Raw genomic sequence first — 16,100 nt, forward strand, 5'->3', positions numbered from 1 at the left:
TTGTAACAGGACGATCTTTTTGAAAAGCCAGCGGGTGCTGCCACTACTGCTGTCGCTACTGCTCGGCCTGGGCGGCTGTGCCAGCGTCAGCCAGCCACGGGAAGTCAGCCAGGCGCTGCCGGCCAGTGACTCGGCCTTTGGCCGTTCAGTGCAGCGCCAGGCCTCTGCCTATGACGGGCGTTCCGGCTTTCGCCTGCTGCCCAACAGCAACGAAGCCTTCCGCGCCCGCGCCGAGCTGATTCGCAACGCCCAGTCGAGCATCGACCTGCAGTACTACATCGTCCACGACGGCCTCAGCACCCGCGCACTGGTGCACGAGCTGCTGCAGGCCGCCGACCGCGGGGTGCGCGTGCGCATCCTGCTCGACGACACCACCAGCGATGGCCTCGACGAAATGATCGGCACCCTGGCCGCGCATCCGAACATTCACATCCGCGTGTTCAACCCCTTGCACCTGGGCCGCAGCACTGGCGTAACCCGGGCCATGGGCCGGCTGTTCAACCTGTCGTTGCAGCACCGGCGAATGCACAACAAGCTGTGGCTGGTGGACAACAGCATGGCCATTGTCGGGGGGCGCAACCTGGGCGATGAGTATTTCGATGCCGAACCCAACCTCAACTTTACTGACATCGACCTGCTCGGCGTCGGCCCGGTGGCCGAACAGCTGGGGCACAGTTTCGACCAGTACTGGAACAGCGCGCTGAGCAGGCCGATTGGCGATTTTCTGTTCACCCAACCCGATGCCGACGACCTGCGCAACAGCCGCCAGCGCCTTGAGGCGTCACTGGCCGATGCGCGGGTCAAGCGCAAGGCTCTGTATGAGCGGCTGATGGCCTATCAAGCCCGGCCGCGCCTCGACGTGTGGCGCAACGAGCTGATCTGGGCCCATAACCAGGCGCTCTGGGACGCGCCGAGCAAGGTACTGGCCCGTGACGAGCCCGACCCGCAACTGCTGATGACCCAACAGCTGGCACCGGACCTGAACAACGTCCAGCACGAGCTGATCCTGATCTCGGCCTATTTCGTGCCCCGCGAGTCCGGCCTGCTCTACCTGACCAGCCATGCCGACAAAGGCGTATCGGTAAAATTACTGACCAATTCACTGGAAGCCACCGATGTGCCGGCGGTGCATGGCGGCTATGCACCCTATCGCAAGGCACTGCTCGAGCACGGCGTGCACCTGTATGAACTACGCCGCCAGCCAGGCGATCCGGGCTCGCGCCACGGCTTGCGCTTTCATGGCAGCTCGGACTCGAGCCTGCACAGCAAGGCGATCGTCTTCGACCGCAAGAAGACCTTCATTGGCTCGTTCAACTTCGACCCACGCTCGGTGCTGTGGAACACCGAGGTCGGGGTGTTGGTCGACAGCCCGGAACTGGCCGAATACACCCGCGAGCTAGCCGCCCAGGGTATGGCCCCGGCGGTCAGCTACCAGCCACAATTGGTCGATGGCCAGCTGGTCTGGGTGACCGAGGACAACCACCGCCTGCACACCCTGACCACCGAGCCCGGCGGTCTGTGGCGGCGCTTCAACGCCTGGATCAGCAAGGCTGTGGGCCTGGAGAAGATGCTCTAGACCGGCGCCGGCTCAAAAGCATTGGGCCGCCGCGCGAGCAGCACCAGGCCAAAGGCCCCGACGGCCATGAACAGCGGCAGTGCATGCCCGCTGACCCATTGGCTGCCCGCCCCTGCCGCCAGCGGTCCGATCAGGCAACCGATGCCCCACAGCTGCGCAACATGAGCATTGGCGCGCACCAGTGCGTCGTCGCGGTAGCGTTCGCCAATCAGCACCAGCGACAAGGTGAACAGGCCGCCGGCACTGGCGCCGAACAACACCCACAAAGGCCAGATCAGCGGCGTTTGCAGCGCCAGCGGGATTGCCAGGCTCGAAGCCAGCAGCGTCAAGGCACAGCCACTGAACAGCGTGCGCCGCGACATGCGGTCGGCCAGTGCGCCGATCGGCAGTTGCAGCAGCGCATCACCGACCACTACGGTACTGACCATGAACAGGGCGATTTCGGTAGTGAACCCCTGCTGCAGGCAATAAACCGGCAGCAAGGTCAGGATCATCGCCTCGAAGGCAGCAAACAGCGCAATAGCCCAGGCGATCACCGGCAATCGCCGGCAGAAACCGAACAGGTCGGTGAAGGTCACGCTGCAGGCTTCGGCACTCGGTGCACCGTCGCGCCCGAGCAGCACCAATGGCGCGGCAATCAGCAGACCGGCACCGATCCAGAAGCCCAGGTCATCCTCCGAACCCACCACGCCAAGCAACAATGGCCCGGCCAACTGGCTCAAGGCATAACTGCTGCCATACAGCGCCACCAGACGCCCGCGCCATTGCTCGACCACCAGCTGGTTGATCCAGCTTTCGCCGAGGATGAACACGATAGTCAGGATGATCCCGATCAACAGGCGCAAGGCCAGCCACAACGGATAGCTCGGCAGCAACGCCAGCAAGCCGATAGACAACGCCCCGGCCCACAGGCACAGGCGCATCAGCCCCGGCGTACCAAAACGCGCGGCCAGACGGCTGGACAGGCTGGCACCGACCAGCACGCCAATGGCCGGCATCGCCGCCATCACACCAATGGCAAAGCTGCCGTAGCCCCAACCCTCCAGGCGTAACGACACCAACGGCATACTGACGCCCAGGGCCAGGCCGACACTGAGCACGGCCGCCAGCACGGCGAAATAGGTTCCCCAACGCATCGGCGTCTTCCTCGCAAAAAAATCGCGGGGCAAGCCCGCTCCCACACTGTGGAAGAGGGCTTGCCCCGCGACAGGTCCGTCTGGATTTACAGCTTGATCCAGGTCGCCTTCAGCTCGGTGTACTTGTCCAGCGCGTGCAGCGACTTGTCACGGCCGTTGCCCGACTGCTTGAAGCCGCCGAACGGTGCGGTCATGTCGCCGCCATCGTACTGGTTGACCCACACGCTACCGGCACGCAGAGCCTTGGCGGTCAGGTGCGCCTTGGAGATATCGGCGGTCCACACGCCGGCAGCCAGGCCGTACGGGGTGTCGTTGGCGATGTTGATCGCCTCGATGGTGGTGTCGAAGGTGATCACCGACAGCACCGGGCCGAAGATCTCTTCCTGGGCGATCTTCATGGCGTTGGTCACGCCGTCGAAGATGGTCGGTTCGACATAGGTGCCGCCGGTTTCTTCGAGAATGCGCTTGCCGCCCACCAGCAGCTTGGCACCATCGCTGTGGCCAGCGTCAATGTAGGACAGCACGGTGTTCATCTGCTGGGTATCGACCAGGGCACCGACGGTGGTGGCTGGGTCCAGCGGGTTGCCCGGCTTCCAGGCCTTGAGTGCTTCGAGCACCAGCGGCAGGAACTTGTCCTTGATCGAGCGCTCGACCAGCAGGCGCGAACCTGCGGTGCAGACTTCGCCCTGGTTGAAGGCGATGGCGCTGGCGGCAGCTTCGGCGGCGGCGTTGAGGTCGGGGGCGTCAGCGAAGACGATGTTCGGGCTCTTGCCGCCGGCTTCCAGCCAGACGCGCTTCATGTTCGACTCACCCGCGTAAATCATCAGCTGCTTGGCGATCTTGGTCGAACCGGTGAACACCAGGGTATCGACGTCCATGTGCAGGGCCAGGGCCTTGCCAACGGTGTGGCCATAGCCTGGCAGCACGTTGAGTACGCCCGCCGGGATGCCGGCCTCGATCGCCAGTTGGGCGATACGGATGGCAGTCAGCGGTGATTTTTCCGAAGGCTTGAGCACCACCGAGTTACCGGTGGCCAGGGCCGGGCCGAGTTTCCAGCTGGCCATCAGCAGCGGGAAGTTCCACGGCACGATGGCGGCAACCACGCCCACCGGCTCGCGGGTCACCAGGCCGAGCTGGTCGTGCGGGGTAGCGGCAACTTCGTCGTAAATCTTGTCGATCGCTTCACCGTTCCAGCTCAGGGCCTGGGCGGCGCCTGGCACGTCGATGTTCAGCGAGTCGCTGATCGGCTTGCCCATGTCCAGGGTTTCCAGCAGGGCCAGCTCTTCGACGTTCTGCTTGAGCAGGGCGGCGAAACGAATCATGGTGGCCTTACGCTTGGCCGGGGCCAGGCGCGACCAGACGCCGGAGGCGAAGGTGGCACGGGCGTTTTCAACGGCGCGGTTGGCGTCGGCCTCGTCACAACTGGCGATCTGCGCCAGGAGGCGTCCGTCGACCGGGCTGAGGCACTCGAACGTGGCGCCGGAAACGGCAGCGGTGTATTCACCATTGATGAAAGCACGGCCTTCGATCTTCAGTTGCTGGGCACGCTGCTCCCAGTCCGCACGAGTCAGGGTGGTCATACGAAACTCCTCCTCTTGTTAAGGTGCAGTGCCGCGCGAGGGCTTGGGGGCACTGTCGAAAATTCTGGCTGGGCGACACAGGCGCACAGGCACCTGCCACCCTAAACCACCGGCGCCCTAATTTTCAATATATTTGACATAATCACACCAAACACCTACTGATGTTCATTTTATTAAACAACAAAAAGGGGACCCGATCATGCGCATTGACCAGATCATCGACTTCGCCCAAGTGCTGACCGAGGCTGAACGCTACCGTCCTGCCGCGGAAAAGATACTCAAGGGTGAACCGGATCAAGCCGTCTATAACCACTATGCCAGCCCTTGCGGACAATTCGCCGCCGGCGTCTGGGAAGGCGAAGTCGGTCAATGGACCGTCAATTACACTGAACACGAGTATTGCGAGATCGTTCAAGGCGTCTCGGTGCTTCGCGACGAGGCAGGCGGGGCAAAAACCCTGCGCGCGGGCGACCGCTTCGTGATCCCGGCGGGCTTCAAGGGCACCTGGGAAGTGCTGGAGCCGTGCCGCAAGATCTATGTGATGTTCGAGCAGAAGTAAATAACTACCACTCGGGCCGGACCTGACCGACGGAGCATGGCGCTGCCCAACCGGGTATTTACTCAATGAAAGGAAGCAACGCCATGACCAATGAAGAAGTCCTGCAACACATCAATCACCTTGTCGGCACCCGCTATGTATCCAGTACCAAGGCCTACATCAGCGAACTGACCGGCCGCGCTCGCGTGGTCGGTGCGGGTGAGTTCTCCACCCGCGAGTACGACCCGAGCCGTATCCAGGTGATTGCTAACGACGAAGGCATCATCCAGTCGTTTCATTTCAGCTAATTCCAAAGCGGCATAAAAAAAGGGCCCGTATCCTGAGATACGGGCCCTTTTTTCGTCAGCCGGATCAATTACTTGATCTTGGCTTCCTTGTAGATCACGTGCTTGCGAACAACCGGATCGAATTTTTTGATTTCGATTTTGTCCGGAGTGGTGCGCTTGTTCTTGTCGGTGGTGTAGAAGTGGCCGGTATTAGCGGTCGACACCAGACGGATCAATTCACGCATGATTCTCTCCCTTAGACCTTAGCGCCGTTACGGCGAATGTCGACCAGAACGGCATCAATGCCGCGCTTGTCGATGATGCGCATGCCTTTGGCAGATACGCGCAGACGCACGAAACGCTTCTCGGACTCGACCCAGAAGCGATGATGCTGCAGGTTCGGCAGGAAACGACGACGGGTTTTGTTGTTTGCGTGGGAAATGTTATTCCCGGTTACCGGACCCTTACCGGTAACTTGACAGACTCTCGACATGCCTCAGCCCTCTAAAACCACATGCCCAACCCGGCATGGGTTGGCCGCTTAATCTCTCAGTCTTTGGCGCCAGGCGCCGTGTTTCTTCAGGGTCTTATCGACTCGGTCAGCAGATGCGACAAGCCGAGCCCCTAGAAAAGAGCGCTGCTTTATACCAGAAAGACCAGAGCACAACAACAGAAGATGTGCTTTGACTTGCTGTTCGACACGCCGGACCAGCATAACCACTGGCCCGGCCGGCTGTCGACCGCCCGTCGCTCGATCGGCAAAAAAGGATATGGTCATTTGTCTCACGGCACACTAGGGTAGGACTTTTCCAGACTGCACTGGCAGATGGGCCATCGATCAGCCAAGGAATCCCCATGCGTGCTGCCGCTCTACCCCTGTTGTTCGCCACCTTGCTCGGCCCGGCTTTCGCCCAGGCGGCTGCGCTGAGTGTGTGCACCGAAGCCAGCCCCGAAGGCTTCGACGTGGTCCAGTACAACTCGCTGACCACCACCAATGCCTCGGCCGACGTACTGATGAACCGCCTGGTCGAGTTCGATGCGCGCCAGGGCCAGGTGGTGCCGAGCCTGGCCGAACGCTGGACGGTTTCGCCAGACGGCCTGATCTATGAGTTCAAGTTGCGCCCGGGGGTAAAATTCCATAGCACCGGCTACTTCAAGCCCGGGCGCACGCTGGATGCCGACGACGTGCTGTTCAGTTTTCAGCGCATGCTCTACCCCGCCCATTCCTGGCACAAGATCGCCCAGAGCGGCTATCCGCACGCCCAGTCGCTGCAGCTACCCAGCCTGATCAAGCAGATCGAGGCCGTCGACCCGCTGACCGTGCGCTTTACCCTCGACCACCCCGACGCCACGTTCCTGGCCACCCTGAGCATGGGCTTTGCCTCGATCTACTCTGCCGAGTACGCCGACCAGTTGCTCAAGGCCGGCACCCCGGAGAAGCTCAACAGCCAGCCGATCGGCACCGGGCCGTTTGTGTTCAATCGTTTCCAGAAGGACGCGGTGATCCGCTACCGCGCCAACCCGGACTACTTTGCCGGCAAGCCGGGTGTCGACCCGCTGATCTTCGCCATCACCCCGGATGCCAACGTGCGCCTGCAAAAACTCAAGCGCAATGAATGCCAGATCGCCCTGTCGCCGAAACCGCTGGATATCGCCGCGGCCAGCGAGGATCCGACCCTAAAGGTGGAAAAGACCGAAGCCTTCATGACCGCTTTCGTCGCCATCAATAGCCAGCACGCACCGCTGGACAAGCCGGAAGTACGCCAGGCCATCAACCTCGCCTTCGACAAGGCCAGCTACCTCAAGGCCGTGTTCGAAGGCACCGCCGTCGCCGCCAATGGCCCGTATCCGCCCAACACCTGGAGCTACGCCAAGGACCTGCCAGGCTATCCGGCCAACCTCGACAAGGCCCGGGCCCTGCTGGCCAAGGCCGGCCTCAAGGACGGCTTCAGCACCACCATCTGGACCCGCCCGCAAGGCAGCCTGCTCAACCCCAACCCCAGCCTCGGCGCGCAATTGCTGCAGGCCGACCTGGGCAAGATCGGCATCAAGGCTGAAATCCGCGTGATCGAATGGGGCGAGCTGATCCGCCGGGCCAAGGCTGGCGAGCACGACCTGCTGTTCATGGGCTGGGCCGGTGACAACGGCGATCCGGACAACTTCCTCAGCCCGCAGTTTTCCTGCGCGGCGGTCAAGTCCGGGACCAACTTCGCCCGTTACTGCGATCAGCGCCTCGACCAGTTGATCAGCGCCGGCAAGACCACCAACGACCAGAGCGTGCGCAGCCGTCTGTACCAACAGGCGCAGACGCTGATTCAGCAGCAGGCCTTGTGGCTGCCCCTGGCCCACCCGACCGCCGCCGTACTGGCGCGCAAGGATGTCCAGGGTTACCAGGTCAGCCCGTTCGGTCGCCAGGACTTCGCCGGGGTCAGCACCTCGCGCTAAAGCCAGCCGTGCTCGGCCATCGACAGCGGCTCGCCGTCGCCGATGACGAAGTGGTCGAGCACGCGCACTTCGATCATGTCCAGCGCCTTGGTCAGGCGCCGGGTCAGGACCAGGTCGGCATCGCTGGGCTCGCTCACGCCTGAAGGATGGTTGTGGCAGAGGATCAACGCCGCGGCGTTATGGGCCAGGGCGCGCTTGATCACCTGCCGCGGATAGACGCTGGCGCTGTTGATCGAGCCCTGGAACAGCGCCTCGAAGGCCAGCACCCGGTGCTTGCTGTCGAGAAACAGGCAACCGAAGACCTCATGCGGCTCGTGGCGCAGGCGCGCCTTGAGGTAGTCCTTGACCGCCTGCGGGCTCTGCAGGGCTGAATCGCGCCGCAGGCCCTCGGCCAGGTGGCGCCGGGACATTTCCAGCACGGCCTGCAACTGGGCGAACTTTGCCGGGCCCAGGCCGAGCTCGCCATTGAAGCTGCGGCTGTCTGCCTCCAGCAGCCCGCGCAGGCTGCCGAAGCGCCCGAGCAGATGCCTGGCCAGGTCGACCGCGCTACGCCCACGCACCCCGGTGCGCAAAAAAATCGCCAGCAGCTCGGCATCCGACAGGTTGCCCGCCCCCGACTCCAGCAGTTTTTCCCGCGGGCGCTCCGCCGCAGGCCAATCCCTGATACTCATGACAATTCCCTCTGTCTTTCGGTTACTGCTCCCGGTTTGAGCCCTGTGCTACATTAGCCGCTCATTTTTACGCGACGAACCGGCCTGGGGAGGCGTCGTCGCCGCGTGCAATCACTGAGCAAAAGGCAAGCCTATGCAGCGGCTGTATCGGAAGCGCATCGTTCTCGGCGTCGGCGGCGGCATTGCCGCCTACAAGAGTGCCGAGCTGGTTCGCCGACTCCTGGAACACGGCGCCCAAGTGCGCGTCGTCATGACCCGTGGCGGGGCCGAATTCATCACCCCGCTGACCATGCAGGCCCTGTCCGGCCACCCGGTGCACATGGACCTATTGGACCCTGCTGCCGAAGCGGCGATGGGCCATATCGAGCTGGCCAAGTGGGCCGACCTGGTGCTGATTGCCCCAGCCACCGCCGACCTGCTCGCGCGCCTGGCCCAGGGTGTCGCCGATGACCTGCTGACCACCCTGGTGCTGGCCACCGATGCCACCGTGGCCGTGGCCCCGGCGATGAACCAGGCGATGTGGCGCGACCCGGCCACCCAGGCCAACCTTGAGCTGCTGCAAAGCCGTGATATCCAGGTGTTCGGCCCGGCTTCCGGTAGCCAGGCCTGTGGCGACGTCGGCCTGGGCCGCATGCTCGAAGCCACCGACCTGGCCTGGTGCGCCGCCGAGACTTTCAAGCGCGAGTCGCTGACCGGCAAGCACGTGTTGATCACTGCCGGCCCGACCCAGGAAAACATCGACCCGGTGCGCTACATCACCAACCACAGTTCGGGGAAAATGGGCTTTGCCCTGGCTGAAGCCGCCGTGGAAGCTGGCGCCAAGGTGACCCTGGTGACCGGCCCGGTGAACCTGCCGACACCCGACCGCGTCACCCGCATCGACGTGGTCAGCGCCCGCGACATGCTTGCCGCCTGTGAAGCCGCCATCCCCTGCGATGTGTTCATCGCCTCGGCAGCAGTCGCAGACTACCGCCCAGAAGTGGTAGCCCCGCAAAAACTCAAGAAAGACCCTACGACAGGTGACGGCCTGCTGCTGCAGATGGTCCGCAACCCGGACATTCTTGCCAGCATCTCCACCCGTCCTGACCGCCCGTTCAGCGTCGGCTTTGCCGCCGAGACCGAACACTTGCTCGATTACGCCGCGCGCAAGCTCAAGGACAAGAACCTCGACCTGATTGTCGCCAACGATGTGGCCAACCCCAGCATCGGCTTCAACAGCGAGGAGAACGCCTGCAGCGTCATCGACCGTCAACTTCACGCAACAGTTTTCGCGCAGACCAGCAAGGGCAAGATCGCCCGCCAGCTGGTAGCCTTCATTGCCGAACGTCTCAACCAGGTTTAATTTCGCATGCACGCTCTACAAGCCAAGATTCTCGATCCACGCATCGGCAGCGAGTTCCCGCTGCCGCAGTACGCCACCCCGGGTTCGGCCGGCCTTGACCTGCGCGCCATGCTCAAGCAAGACACCGTCCTCGAGCCAGGCCAGACCCTGCTGATCCCTACCGGCCTTTCGGTGTACATCGGCGATCCGGGCCTGGCGGCGCTGATCCTGCCGCGCTCGGGCCTTGGCCATAAACATGGCATCGTCCTCGGCAACCTGGTCGGCCTGATCGACTCCGACTACCAGGGCGAGCTGATGGTCTCGTGCTGGAACCGCGGCCAGACCCCATTCACCATCGCCATCGGCGAGCGCATTGCGCAACTGGTGCTGGTACCCGTGGTACAGGCGCACTTCGATATCGTCGAAACCTTCGACGAAAGCCAGCGTGGCGCTGGCGGCTTCGGTCATTCCGGTAGCCATTGAGGCGCTTCCAGCAGGTGCTGCCGGGGCTATTGATAGCCCTGGCTGGCCTGCTTGCGGGCGTACTACTGACTTGGCTCACCGCAGTACTGCCTGGCCAGCGTGAGCACCGCAACAACCTGGCTTACGCCCAGGCCGGTGCACTCGTATCGCGCCTGGACGCCTCGATCATTGCCGTCAGCAGCGAAGTGAACGCCCTGGCGAGAAGCCCGGCGGTACTGGCATTGGTTCAATCACCTGACCCAAAAAAGCTGCTCGGCGCATTCGCCCACCTCGACGGCCTGGTGGCGGCACAGTTGCTCAAACCTGGACAGGCCGCCTCGAGCCCACCCATGAGCGAGCCCGTGCTCGACATGGTCCGGCGCGCCGAGCGCGGCGTTCCACCTGCCCTTGGAGCCTATCCTGAGGCTGGACAGCAACGGGTTTTCAGCGTCACCGCACTGCGTGAGTCTGCTGACGCCCCCGTACAGGCCATTCTGGTGCTCACATTCGCGCTCTCACGCTTCACTGACCCACTGCAGCGCGATGCGGGTACGATTGGTCAGATGCGACTGACACAATTGGTGTTCAACGACCCGCCCGTCGAGCTTTTCAGCCACGGCCACAGCCAGGCGCCGGCATTGCACCAGTTGGGCACCGCCAACGCCACCTGGGCCTTGGGGTTTCAGCCCGGCCCCTTGATCGAGAACGCCTCGGCATACAGGTTCAACCCCTGGCTGCTGCTCGCCGCCTTTCTAGCGTTGTCCGGCCTGTTCGGCGGCTTTTGGTTAACCGCCAGACGCTCCCAGAATGGGGCCGTAAACATCAGCTGAATGTAGACAGAACAGACTTTACCGGCGAACTCTGTCGCGAAAATGCCGTCAAAGGCGGACATATTGACTCGCGCAGTGGCTGCCGCTGACGCTCTCAGCAACCCTTTTAGATTGGAGTTTCCCAGGTGACCAGCATGGAACGAGTGACCCCGAACCTTCCCGCCAGCATCTTCCGCGCCTACGATATCCGTGGCGTGGTCGGTGACACCCTGACCGCCGAAACCGCTTATTGGATCGGCCGCGCCATCGGCGCCCAGACGCTGGCCCAGGGTGAGCCGAACATCTCGGTCGGCCGCGACGGGCGCCTGTCGGGGCCAATGCTGGTCGAGCAACTGATCAAGGGCCTGGTCGAAGCCGGCTGCAAGGTCAGTGACGTCGGCCTGGTGCCGACCCCAGCCCTCTACTACGCCGCCAACGTACTGGCCGGCAAGTCCGGAGTGATGCTCACCGGCAGCCACAACCCGCCGAACTACAACGGCTTCAAGATCGTCATCGCTGGCGACACCCTGGCCAACGAGCAGATCCAGGCGCTGTTGATCCGCCTGCAAACCAACGACCTGAGCCGCGGCGAAGGCAGCGTCGAGAAAGTCGAAATCCTCGAGCGCTATTTCAAACAGATCACCGGCGATATCAAGCTGGCGAAGAAGCTCAAGGTGGTGGTGGACTGCGGCAACGGTGCGGCTGGCGTGATTGCCCCGCAGCTGATCGAAGCCCTGGGCTGCGAAATGATCCCGCTGTTCTGCGAGGTCGATGGCAACTTCCCCAACCACCACCCGGACCCGGGCAAGCCTGAGAACCTGGTCGACCTGATCGCCAAGGTCAAGGAAACCGGCGCCGACCTGGGCCTGGCCTTCGATGGCGATGGCGACCGCGTCGGCGTGGTCACCAACACCGGCAACATCGTCTACCCCGACCGCCTGCTGATGCTGTTCGCCCAGGACGTGCTGGAGCGCAATCCGGGCGCCGAGATCATCTTCGACGTCAAATGCACCCGCCGCCTGACCCCGCTGATCGAGCAGTACGGCGGCCGCGCGCTAATGTGGAAAACCGGTCACTCGTTGATCAAGAAGAAGATGAAACAGACCGGCGCCCTGCTCGCCGGTGAAATGAGCGGCCATATTTTCATCAAGGAACGCTGGTACGGTTTTGACGATGGTATTTACAGTGCCGCGCGCCTGCTGGAGATCCTCAGCAAGGCCAAAACCGATGCCGAACAGCTGTTCGCGGCGTTCCCGAACGATATTTCCACGCCGGAAATCAACATTGATGTGACCGACGAGGGTAAATTCAGCATCATTGATGCACTGCAACGCAACGCCGACTGGGGCAACGACGCCAACCTGACCACCATCGATGGTGTGCGGGTCGACTACCCACAAGGCTGGGGCCTGGTTCGCGCCTCCAACACCACACCGGTGCTGGTATTGCGCTTCGAGGCCGACACTGACGCCGAACTGCAGCGTATCCAAGAGGTATTCCGCGCCCAGCTAAAGCGCGTTGCCCCTGACCTGCAACCCGAGTTCTGACCGACTATCTGTTCCAACTGGAGCCCTGCATGACCCTCGATCGCGATGCCGCCACCCATGTCGCCCAGGTTTTGTCCGAAGCGCTGCCTTATATCCGCCGCTTTGTCGGCAAGACCCTGGTGATCAAATACGGCGGCAACGCGATGGAGAGCGAAGAGCTCAAAACCGGTTTTGCCCGCGACGTGGTGCTGATGAAAGCGGTCGGCATCAACCCGGTGGTCGTGCACGGTGGCGGCCCGCAGATCGGTGACCTGCTCAAGCGCCTGTCGATCGAAAGCCACTTCATCGACGGCATGCGCGTTACCGACGCGCAAACCATGGACGTGGTGGAGATGGTCCTCGGCGGCCAGGTCAACAAGGACATCGTCAACCTGATCAACCGTCATGGCGGCAGCGCCATCGGCCTGACCGGCAAGGATGCCGAGCTGATTCGCGCGAAGAAGCTCACCGTCAGCCGCCAGACGCCAGAGATGACCACTCCGGAAATCATCGACATCGGTCATGTGGGCGAAGTGGTCGGAGTGAACACCGACCTGCTCAACATGCTGGTCAAAGGTGACTTCATTCCGGTGATCGCGCCGATCGGCGTGGGCGCCAACGGCGAGTCGTACAACATCAACGCCGACCTGGTGGCCGGTAAGGTTGCCGAAGCACTGAAAGCTGAAAAGCTGATGCTGCTGACCAACATCGCCGGCCTGATGGACAAGCAAGGCACCGTGCTCACCGGCCTGACCACCGAGCAGGTCAACGAACTGATCGCCGACGGCACCATTTACGGCGGCATGCTGCCGAAGATCCGCTGCGCCCTTGAAGCGGTGCAAGGCGGGGTCAACAGCTCGCACATCATCGATGGCCGGGTGCCGAACGCGGTACTGCTGGAGATCTTCACCGACAGCGGCGTAGGCACCCTGATTACCAACCACAAGCCGCGCTAAGGCACAAAAAAGGCGACCCTCGGGTCGCCTTTTTGTTTGCCTCAGATACCGTACTGGGCCCGGTAGGCCTCGACGGCCGGCAAGTGCTGCTTGAGCGCCGGGTCGTCGGCGAGGAACTCCAGCACCTGGGTCAGCGAGACGATGCTCACCACCGGAATGCCGAAGTCGCGCTCCACTTCCTGGATCGCCGACAGCTCGCCGTTGCCGCGCTCCTGGCGGTTCAGCGCGATCAACACGCCAGCAGCCTTGGCTTGCTGGGCCTGGATGATCTGCATGACTTCGCGGATGGCGGTACCGGCAGTGATCACGTCGTCGATGATCAGCACATCGCCGGTCAGCGGTGCGCCGACCAGGCTGCCGCCTTCACCGTGGGCCTTGGCCTCTTTGCGGTTGAAGCACCACGGCAGGTCGAGGTCATGGTGCTCGGCCAGGGCCACGGCAGTGGCTGCCGCCAGGGGGATACCCTTGTAGGCCGGGCCGAACAGCACGTCGAACGGGATCTTGCTGTCGACGATTGCCGCAGCATAGAAACGCCCGAGCTGAGCCAGGGCCGAACCGCTGTTGAACAGGCCGGCGTTGAAGAAGTACGGGCTGGTGCGCCCGGACTTGAGGGTGAACTCACCGAAGCGCAGAACCCCGCGGTCGATGGCAAAACGAATGAAGTCGCGCTGATACGGCTGCATGAAGAGTCCCGGATACCACGGATTTAGCTAATTGAGTACAGCTCGGGTATCATACACGCACGAGATTTTTGGGGCCATTTATGCGGATCATCAGTGTGAACGTTAATGGCATTCAGGCTGCCGTTGAGCGTGGTTTGCTCAGCTGGCTACAAGCCCAGAATGCTGACGTCATCTGCCTTCAGGATACCCGCGCCTCGGCCTTTGAACTCGACGACCCAGCTTTCCAGCTCGATGGCTACTTCCTTTATGCCTGCGACGCAGAAGTTCCCGCCCAAGGCGGCGTGGCACTTTATTCGCGGTTGCAGCCCAAGGCAGTCATCAGCGGCCTGGGCTTCGAGACAGCCGACCGCTACGGACGTTACCTGCAGGCCGATTTCGACAAGGTAAGTATTGCAACCCTGTTGCTACCTTCGGGAATGAACGGCGATGAAGACTTGAACCAGAAGTTCAAGTTGATGGACGACTTCGCCAAGTACCTGGACAAGCAGCGGCGCAAGCGTCGCGAGTACATCTATTGCGGCTCGTTGTACGTGGCGCAGCAGAAGCTCGACGTCAAGAACTGGCGCGATGGCCAGCAGTCTCCAGGCTTCCTGGCGCCGGAACGCGCCTGGATGGACGAGATTGTCGGCAACATGGGCTATGTCGATGCCCTGCGCGAAGTCAGCCGTGAAGGTGACCAGTACAGCTGGTGGCCAGACAACGAGCAGGCCGAGATGCTCAACCTGGGCTGGCGCTTCGACTACCAGCTGCTGACCCCGGGCCTGCGCCGCTTCGTGCGCAGCGCACGCCTGCCACGCCAGCCGCGCTTCTCCCAGCACGCGCCGCTGATCGTGGATTACGACTGGACGCTGACCATCTAAGTCGTACAACCACAAAAAAACCGACTTCATGTCGGTTTTTTTGTGGCTTCAGCTTTTACCAGATCATTATTTGATCGGCCGCCAGGTCAGCGGGTAGCGATAGGGCTGGCCTTCGTTGGCCTTGACCCCGGCAATGATGGTCAGGATCAGCACCGCAATCATCAGCATGCCAAACAGCACGATACCGATCAGGACGAACATCAGCAGCCCGCAGATAACCCCGGCGATGAACACGGTGATCTGAAAGTTCAGCGCCTCCTTGCCCTGGGCATCGACGAACGGGTCGACGTCCTTCTTCCAGATCCACATCACCAGCGGCCCCAACAGGCTGCCGAAGGGGAAGACCAGGCCGAGCAAGGCAGCCAGGTGACAGAACATCGCCCATTGCCGGACTTCGGCGTTGGGAGTGGGCAACTGCAAGGGCTGCTCGGTCATGCTCTGCTCCTGGGCTTGGGTGTATCAGTCAGCCAGCGAGGCCTGCTGCAGTTCGAACAGGTCAACCATGCCTTTTTGCGCCAGTGCCAACATGGCGTTGAGCTCTTGCGGCTGGAATGGCGCGCCTTCGGCAGTGCCTTGTACTTCGATGAAGCCGCCTGCGCTGGTCATCACCACGTTCAGGTCGGTCTCGGCGGCCGAGTCTTCGAGGTAGTCCAGGTCGAGCACCGGCTCACCCTGGTACATGCCTACCGAGACGGCTGCGATCATGTGCTTGAGCGGGTCACCGCCCTTCAGGCCGCCGCGCTTCTTGACCACGCGCAGGGCATCAACCAGGGCAACCATGGCGCCGGTGATCGAAGCGGTGCGGGTGCCGCCGTCGGCCTGGATCACGTCGCAGTCGACGTACAGGGTGATGTCGCCCAGCTTGCTCATGTCCAGCGCAGCGCGCAGGGAGCGGCCAATCAGGCGCTGGATTTCGAGGGTGCGACCGCCTTGCTTGCCACGGCTGGCTTCGCGCTGGTTACGCTCGCCGGTAGAACGCGGCAGCATGCCGTATTCGGCCGTCAGCCAGCCCTGGCCCTGGCCTTTGAGGAAGCGCGGGACACCGTTCTCGACACTGACGGTACAGATGACTTTGGTGTCACCGAACTCGACCAGTACTGACCCCTCGGCGTGTTTGGTGTAGTTGCGGGTGATGCGGATCGAGCGGAGCTGATCGGCAGCGCGACCACTTGGACGTTTCATTTGGGATACCTGTACTGGACTTGAATCTGCCCAGCATTATAGAGCGCGCCGGGCGATGAGGACACGCC

General features: G+C 62.5%; 17 protein-coding genes and 1 pseudogene. 10 read left to right on the plus strand and 8 right to left on the minus strand.

Features of this window, described 5'->3' with window-relative positions; genetic code table 11:
• Window positions 1-19 precede the first annotated feature (19 nt).
• On the plus strand, window positions 20-1,576 hold the full coding sequence (locus LOY37_RS26740) for a phospholipase D family protein (protein ID WP_258716064.1): 1,557 nt from the start codon (window positions 20-22) through the stop codon (window positions 1,574-1,576).
• Here the strand turns inward: LOY37_RS26740 and LOY37_RS26745 are convergent.
• Window positions 1,573-2,712 (minus strand): MFS transporter, encoded by a 1,140-nt coding sequence (locus LOY37_RS26745; RefSeq protein ID WP_045199607.1) that lies wholly within the window; start codon window positions 2,710-2,712, stop codon window positions 1,573-1,575. The genes LOY37_RS26740 and LOY37_RS26745 overlap by 4 nt on opposite strands.
• 86 nt (window positions 2,713-2,798) lie before the next feature.
• Window positions 2,799-4,292, minus strand: coding sequence for an aldehyde dehydrogenase (locus LOY37_RS26750; RefSeq protein WP_045199605.1), 1,494 nt, complete (start codon window positions 4,290-4,292; stop codon window positions 2,799-2,801).
• 199 nt (window positions 4,293-4,491) lie between these two features.
• Here LOY37_RS26750 and LOY37_RS26755 point away from each other — a divergent pair, with 199 nt between their 5' ends.
• Both LOY37_RS26755 and LOY37_RS26760 read left to right on the plus strand, forming a co-directional pair.
• Window positions 4,492-4,851 (plus strand): cupin domain-containing protein, encoded by a 360-nt coding sequence (locus tag LOY37_RS26755; protein ID WP_045199603.1) that lies wholly within the window; start codon window positions 4,492-4,494, stop codon window positions 4,849-4,851.
• An 83-nt stretch (window positions 4,852-4,934) separates the two neighbouring features.
• Complete coding sequence (locus LOY37_RS26760; RefSeq protein ID WP_258716065.1) at window positions 4,935-5,138, plus strand: I78 family peptidase inhibitor; 204 nt, start codon at window positions 4,935-4,937, stop codon at window positions 5,136-5,138.
• Window positions 5,139-5,206: 68 nt separating this feature from the next.
• Here the strand turns inward: LOY37_RS26760 and rpmG are convergent, their stop codons facing one another.
• Window positions 5,207-5,362 carry a 50S ribosomal protein L33 gene (gene rpmG / locus LOY37_RS26765; protein WP_010225867.1) on the minus strand — a complete coding sequence of 52 codons (156 nt, stop codon included), beginning with the start codon at window positions 5,360-5,362 and terminating at the stop codon, window positions 5,207-5,209.
• A gap of 11 nt (window positions 5,363-5,373) precedes the next feature.
• On the minus strand, window positions 5,374-5,610 hold the full coding sequence (rpmB, locus tag LOY37_RS26770) for a 50S ribosomal protein L28 (protein ID WP_010225868.1): 237 nt from the start codon (window positions 5,608-5,610) through the stop codon (window positions 5,374-5,376).
• Between the two features lie 362 nt (window positions 5,611-5,972).
• Here rpmB and LOY37_RS26775 point away from each other — a divergent pair, with 362 nt between their 5' ends.
• Entirely contained in the window at window positions 5,973-7,562 is a 1,590-nt protein-coding gene (locus LOY37_RS26775) for an ABC transporter substrate-binding protein (protein WP_258716066.1), read from the plus strand.
• On the opposite strand, the gene radC is transcribed toward LOY37_RS26775, so the two are convergent.
• Window positions 7,559-8,233, minus strand: coding sequence for a RadC family protein (gene radC, locus LOY37_RS26780; protein WP_010225870.1), 675 nt, complete (start codon window positions 8,231-8,233; stop codon window positions 7,559-7,561). The two genes, LOY37_RS26775 and radC, sit on opposite strands and share 4 nt — an antisense overlap.
• A gap of 133 nt (window positions 8,234-8,366) precedes the next feature.
• On the opposite strand from radC, the gene coaBC reads away from it, so the two are divergent.
• The 5 genes and pseudogenes from coaBC (at window position 8,367) to argB (ending at window position 13,307) form a co-directional block, all read left to right on the plus strand.
• Entirely contained in the window at window positions 8,367-9,575 is a 1,209-nt protein-coding gene (gene coaBC, locus LOY37_RS26785; RefSeq protein ID WP_010225871.1) for a bifunctional phosphopantothenoylcysteine decarboxylase/phosphopantothenate--cysteine ligase CoaBC, read from the plus strand.
• Window positions 9,576-9,581: 6 nt separating this feature from the next.
• Complete coding sequence (gene dut / locus LOY37_RS26790) at window positions 9,582-10,037, plus strand: dUTP diphosphatase (protein WP_010225872.1); 456 nt, start codon at window positions 9,582-9,584, stop codon at window positions 10,035-10,037.
• Entirely contained in the window at window positions 10,034-10,846 is an 813-nt protein-coding gene (locus tag LOY37_RS26795) for a hypothetical protein (protein WP_258716067.1), read from the plus strand. The genes dut and LOY37_RS26795 overlap by 4 nt, the downstream gene beginning before the upstream one ends.
• 149 nt (window positions 10,847-10,995) lie before the next feature.
• Window positions 10,996-12,372 (plus strand): annotated as a pseudogene (locus tag LOY37_RS26800) (phosphomannomutase/phosphoglucomutase); the annotation flags it as partial.
• 29 nt (window positions 12,373-12,401) lie between these two features.
• Window positions 12,402-13,307, plus strand: a complete 906-nt coding sequence (gene argB, locus LOY37_RS26805; protein ID WP_045199591.1) for an acetylglutamate kinase — start codon at window positions 12,402-12,404, stop codon at window positions 13,305-13,307.
• A 41-nt stretch (window positions 13,308-13,348) separates the two neighbouring features.
• Here argB and pyrE read toward each other — a convergent pair whose 3' ends face one another.
• Window positions 13,349-13,990, minus strand: a complete 642-nt coding sequence (gene pyrE / locus LOY37_RS26810) for an orotate phosphoribosyltransferase (RefSeq protein WP_045199589.1) — start codon at window positions 13,988-13,990, stop codon at window positions 13,349-13,351.
• Window positions 13,991-14,070: 80 nt separating this feature from the next.
• Here pyrE and LOY37_RS26815 point away from each other — a divergent pair, with 80 nt between their 5' ends.
• Window positions 14,071-14,850, plus strand: coding sequence for an exodeoxyribonuclease III (locus LOY37_RS26815; protein WP_010225880.1), 780 nt, complete (start codon window positions 14,071-14,073; stop codon window positions 14,848-14,850).
• Window positions 14,851-14,916: 66 nt separating this feature from the next.
• Here LOY37_RS26815 and LOY37_RS26820 read toward each other — a convergent pair whose 3' ends face one another.
• Window positions 14,917-15,285, minus strand: coding sequence for a DUF4870 domain-containing protein (locus LOY37_RS26820; RefSeq protein ID WP_258716068.1), 369 nt, complete (start codon window positions 15,283-15,285; stop codon window positions 14,917-14,919).
• A 24-nt stretch (window positions 15,286-15,309) separates the two neighbouring features.
• Window positions 15,310-16,032 carry a ribonuclease PH gene (gene rph / locus LOY37_RS26825; protein ID WP_045199585.1) on the minus strand — a complete coding sequence of 241 codons (723 nt, stop codon included), beginning with the start codon at window positions 16,030-16,032 and terminating at the stop codon, window positions 15,310-15,312.
• Between the last annotated feature and the right edge of the window lie 68 nt (window positions 16,033-16,100).

The sequence above is a fragment of the Pseudomonas sp. B21-012 genome (assembly GCF_024749305.1).
Taxonomy (GTDB): domain Bacteria; phylum Pseudomonadota; class Gammaproteobacteria; order Pseudomonadales; family Pseudomonadaceae; genus Aquipseudomonas.

Excerpts from the sequence above, each read along its gene's own strand:
- LOY37_RS26745 (WP_045199607.1), bottom strand. The coding sequence starts at position 2,712 with ATGCGTTGGGGAACCTATTTCGCCGTGCTGGCGGCCGTGCTCAGTGTC.
- LOY37_RS26750 (WP_045199605.1), bottom strand. The coding sequence starts at position 4,292 with ATGACCACCCTGACTCGTGCGGACTGGGAGCAGCGTGCCCAGCAACTG.
- LOY37_RS26755 (WP_045199603.1), top strand. The coding sequence starts at position 4,492 with ATGCGCATTGACCAGATCATCGACTTCGCCCAAGTGCTGACCGAGGCT.
- LOY37_RS26760 (WP_258716065.1), top strand. The coding sequence starts at position 4,935 with ATGACCAATGAAGAAGTCCTGCAACACATCAATCACCTTGTCGGCACC.
- rpmG (WP_010225867.1), bottom strand. The coding sequence starts at position 5,362 with ATGCGTGAATTGATCCGTCTGGTGTCGACCGCTAATACCGGCCACTTC.
- rpmB (WP_010225868.1), bottom strand. The coding sequence starts at position 5,610 with ATGTCGAGAGTCTGTCAAGTTACCGGTAAGGGTCCGGTAACCGGGAAT.
- LOY37_RS26775 (WP_258716066.1), top strand. The coding sequence starts at position 5,973 with ATGCGTGCTGCCGCTCTACCCCTGTTGTTCGCCACCTTGCTCGGCCCG.
- radC (WP_010225870.1), bottom strand. The coding sequence starts at position 8,233 with ATGAGTATCAGGGATTGGCCTGCGGCGGAGCGCCCGCGGGAAAAACTG.
- coaBC (WP_010225871.1), top strand. The coding sequence starts at position 8,367 with ATGCAGCGGCTGTATCGGAAGCGCATCGTTCTCGGCGTCGGCGGCGGC.
- dut (WP_010225872.1), top strand. The coding sequence starts at position 9,582 with ATGCACGCTCTACAAGCCAAGATTCTCGATCCACGCATCGGCAGCGAG.
- argB (WP_045199591.1), top strand. The coding sequence starts at position 12,402 with ATGACCCTCGATCGCGATGCCGCCACCCATGTCGCCCAGGTTTTGTCC.
- pyrE (WP_045199589.1), bottom strand. The coding sequence starts at position 13,990 with ATGCAGCCGTATCAGCGCGACTTCATTCGTTTTGCCATCGACCGCGGG.
- LOY37_RS26815 (WP_010225880.1), top strand. The coding sequence starts at position 14,071 with ATGCGGATCATCAGTGTGAACGTTAATGGCATTCAGGCTGCCGTTGAG.
- LOY37_RS26820 (WP_258716068.1), bottom strand. The coding sequence starts at position 15,285 with ATGACCGAGCAGCCCTTGCAGTTGCCCACTCCCAACGCCGAAGTCCGG.
- rph (WP_045199585.1), bottom strand. The coding sequence starts at position 16,032 with ATGAAACGTCCAAGTGGTCGCGCTGCCGATCAGCTCCGCTCGATCCGC.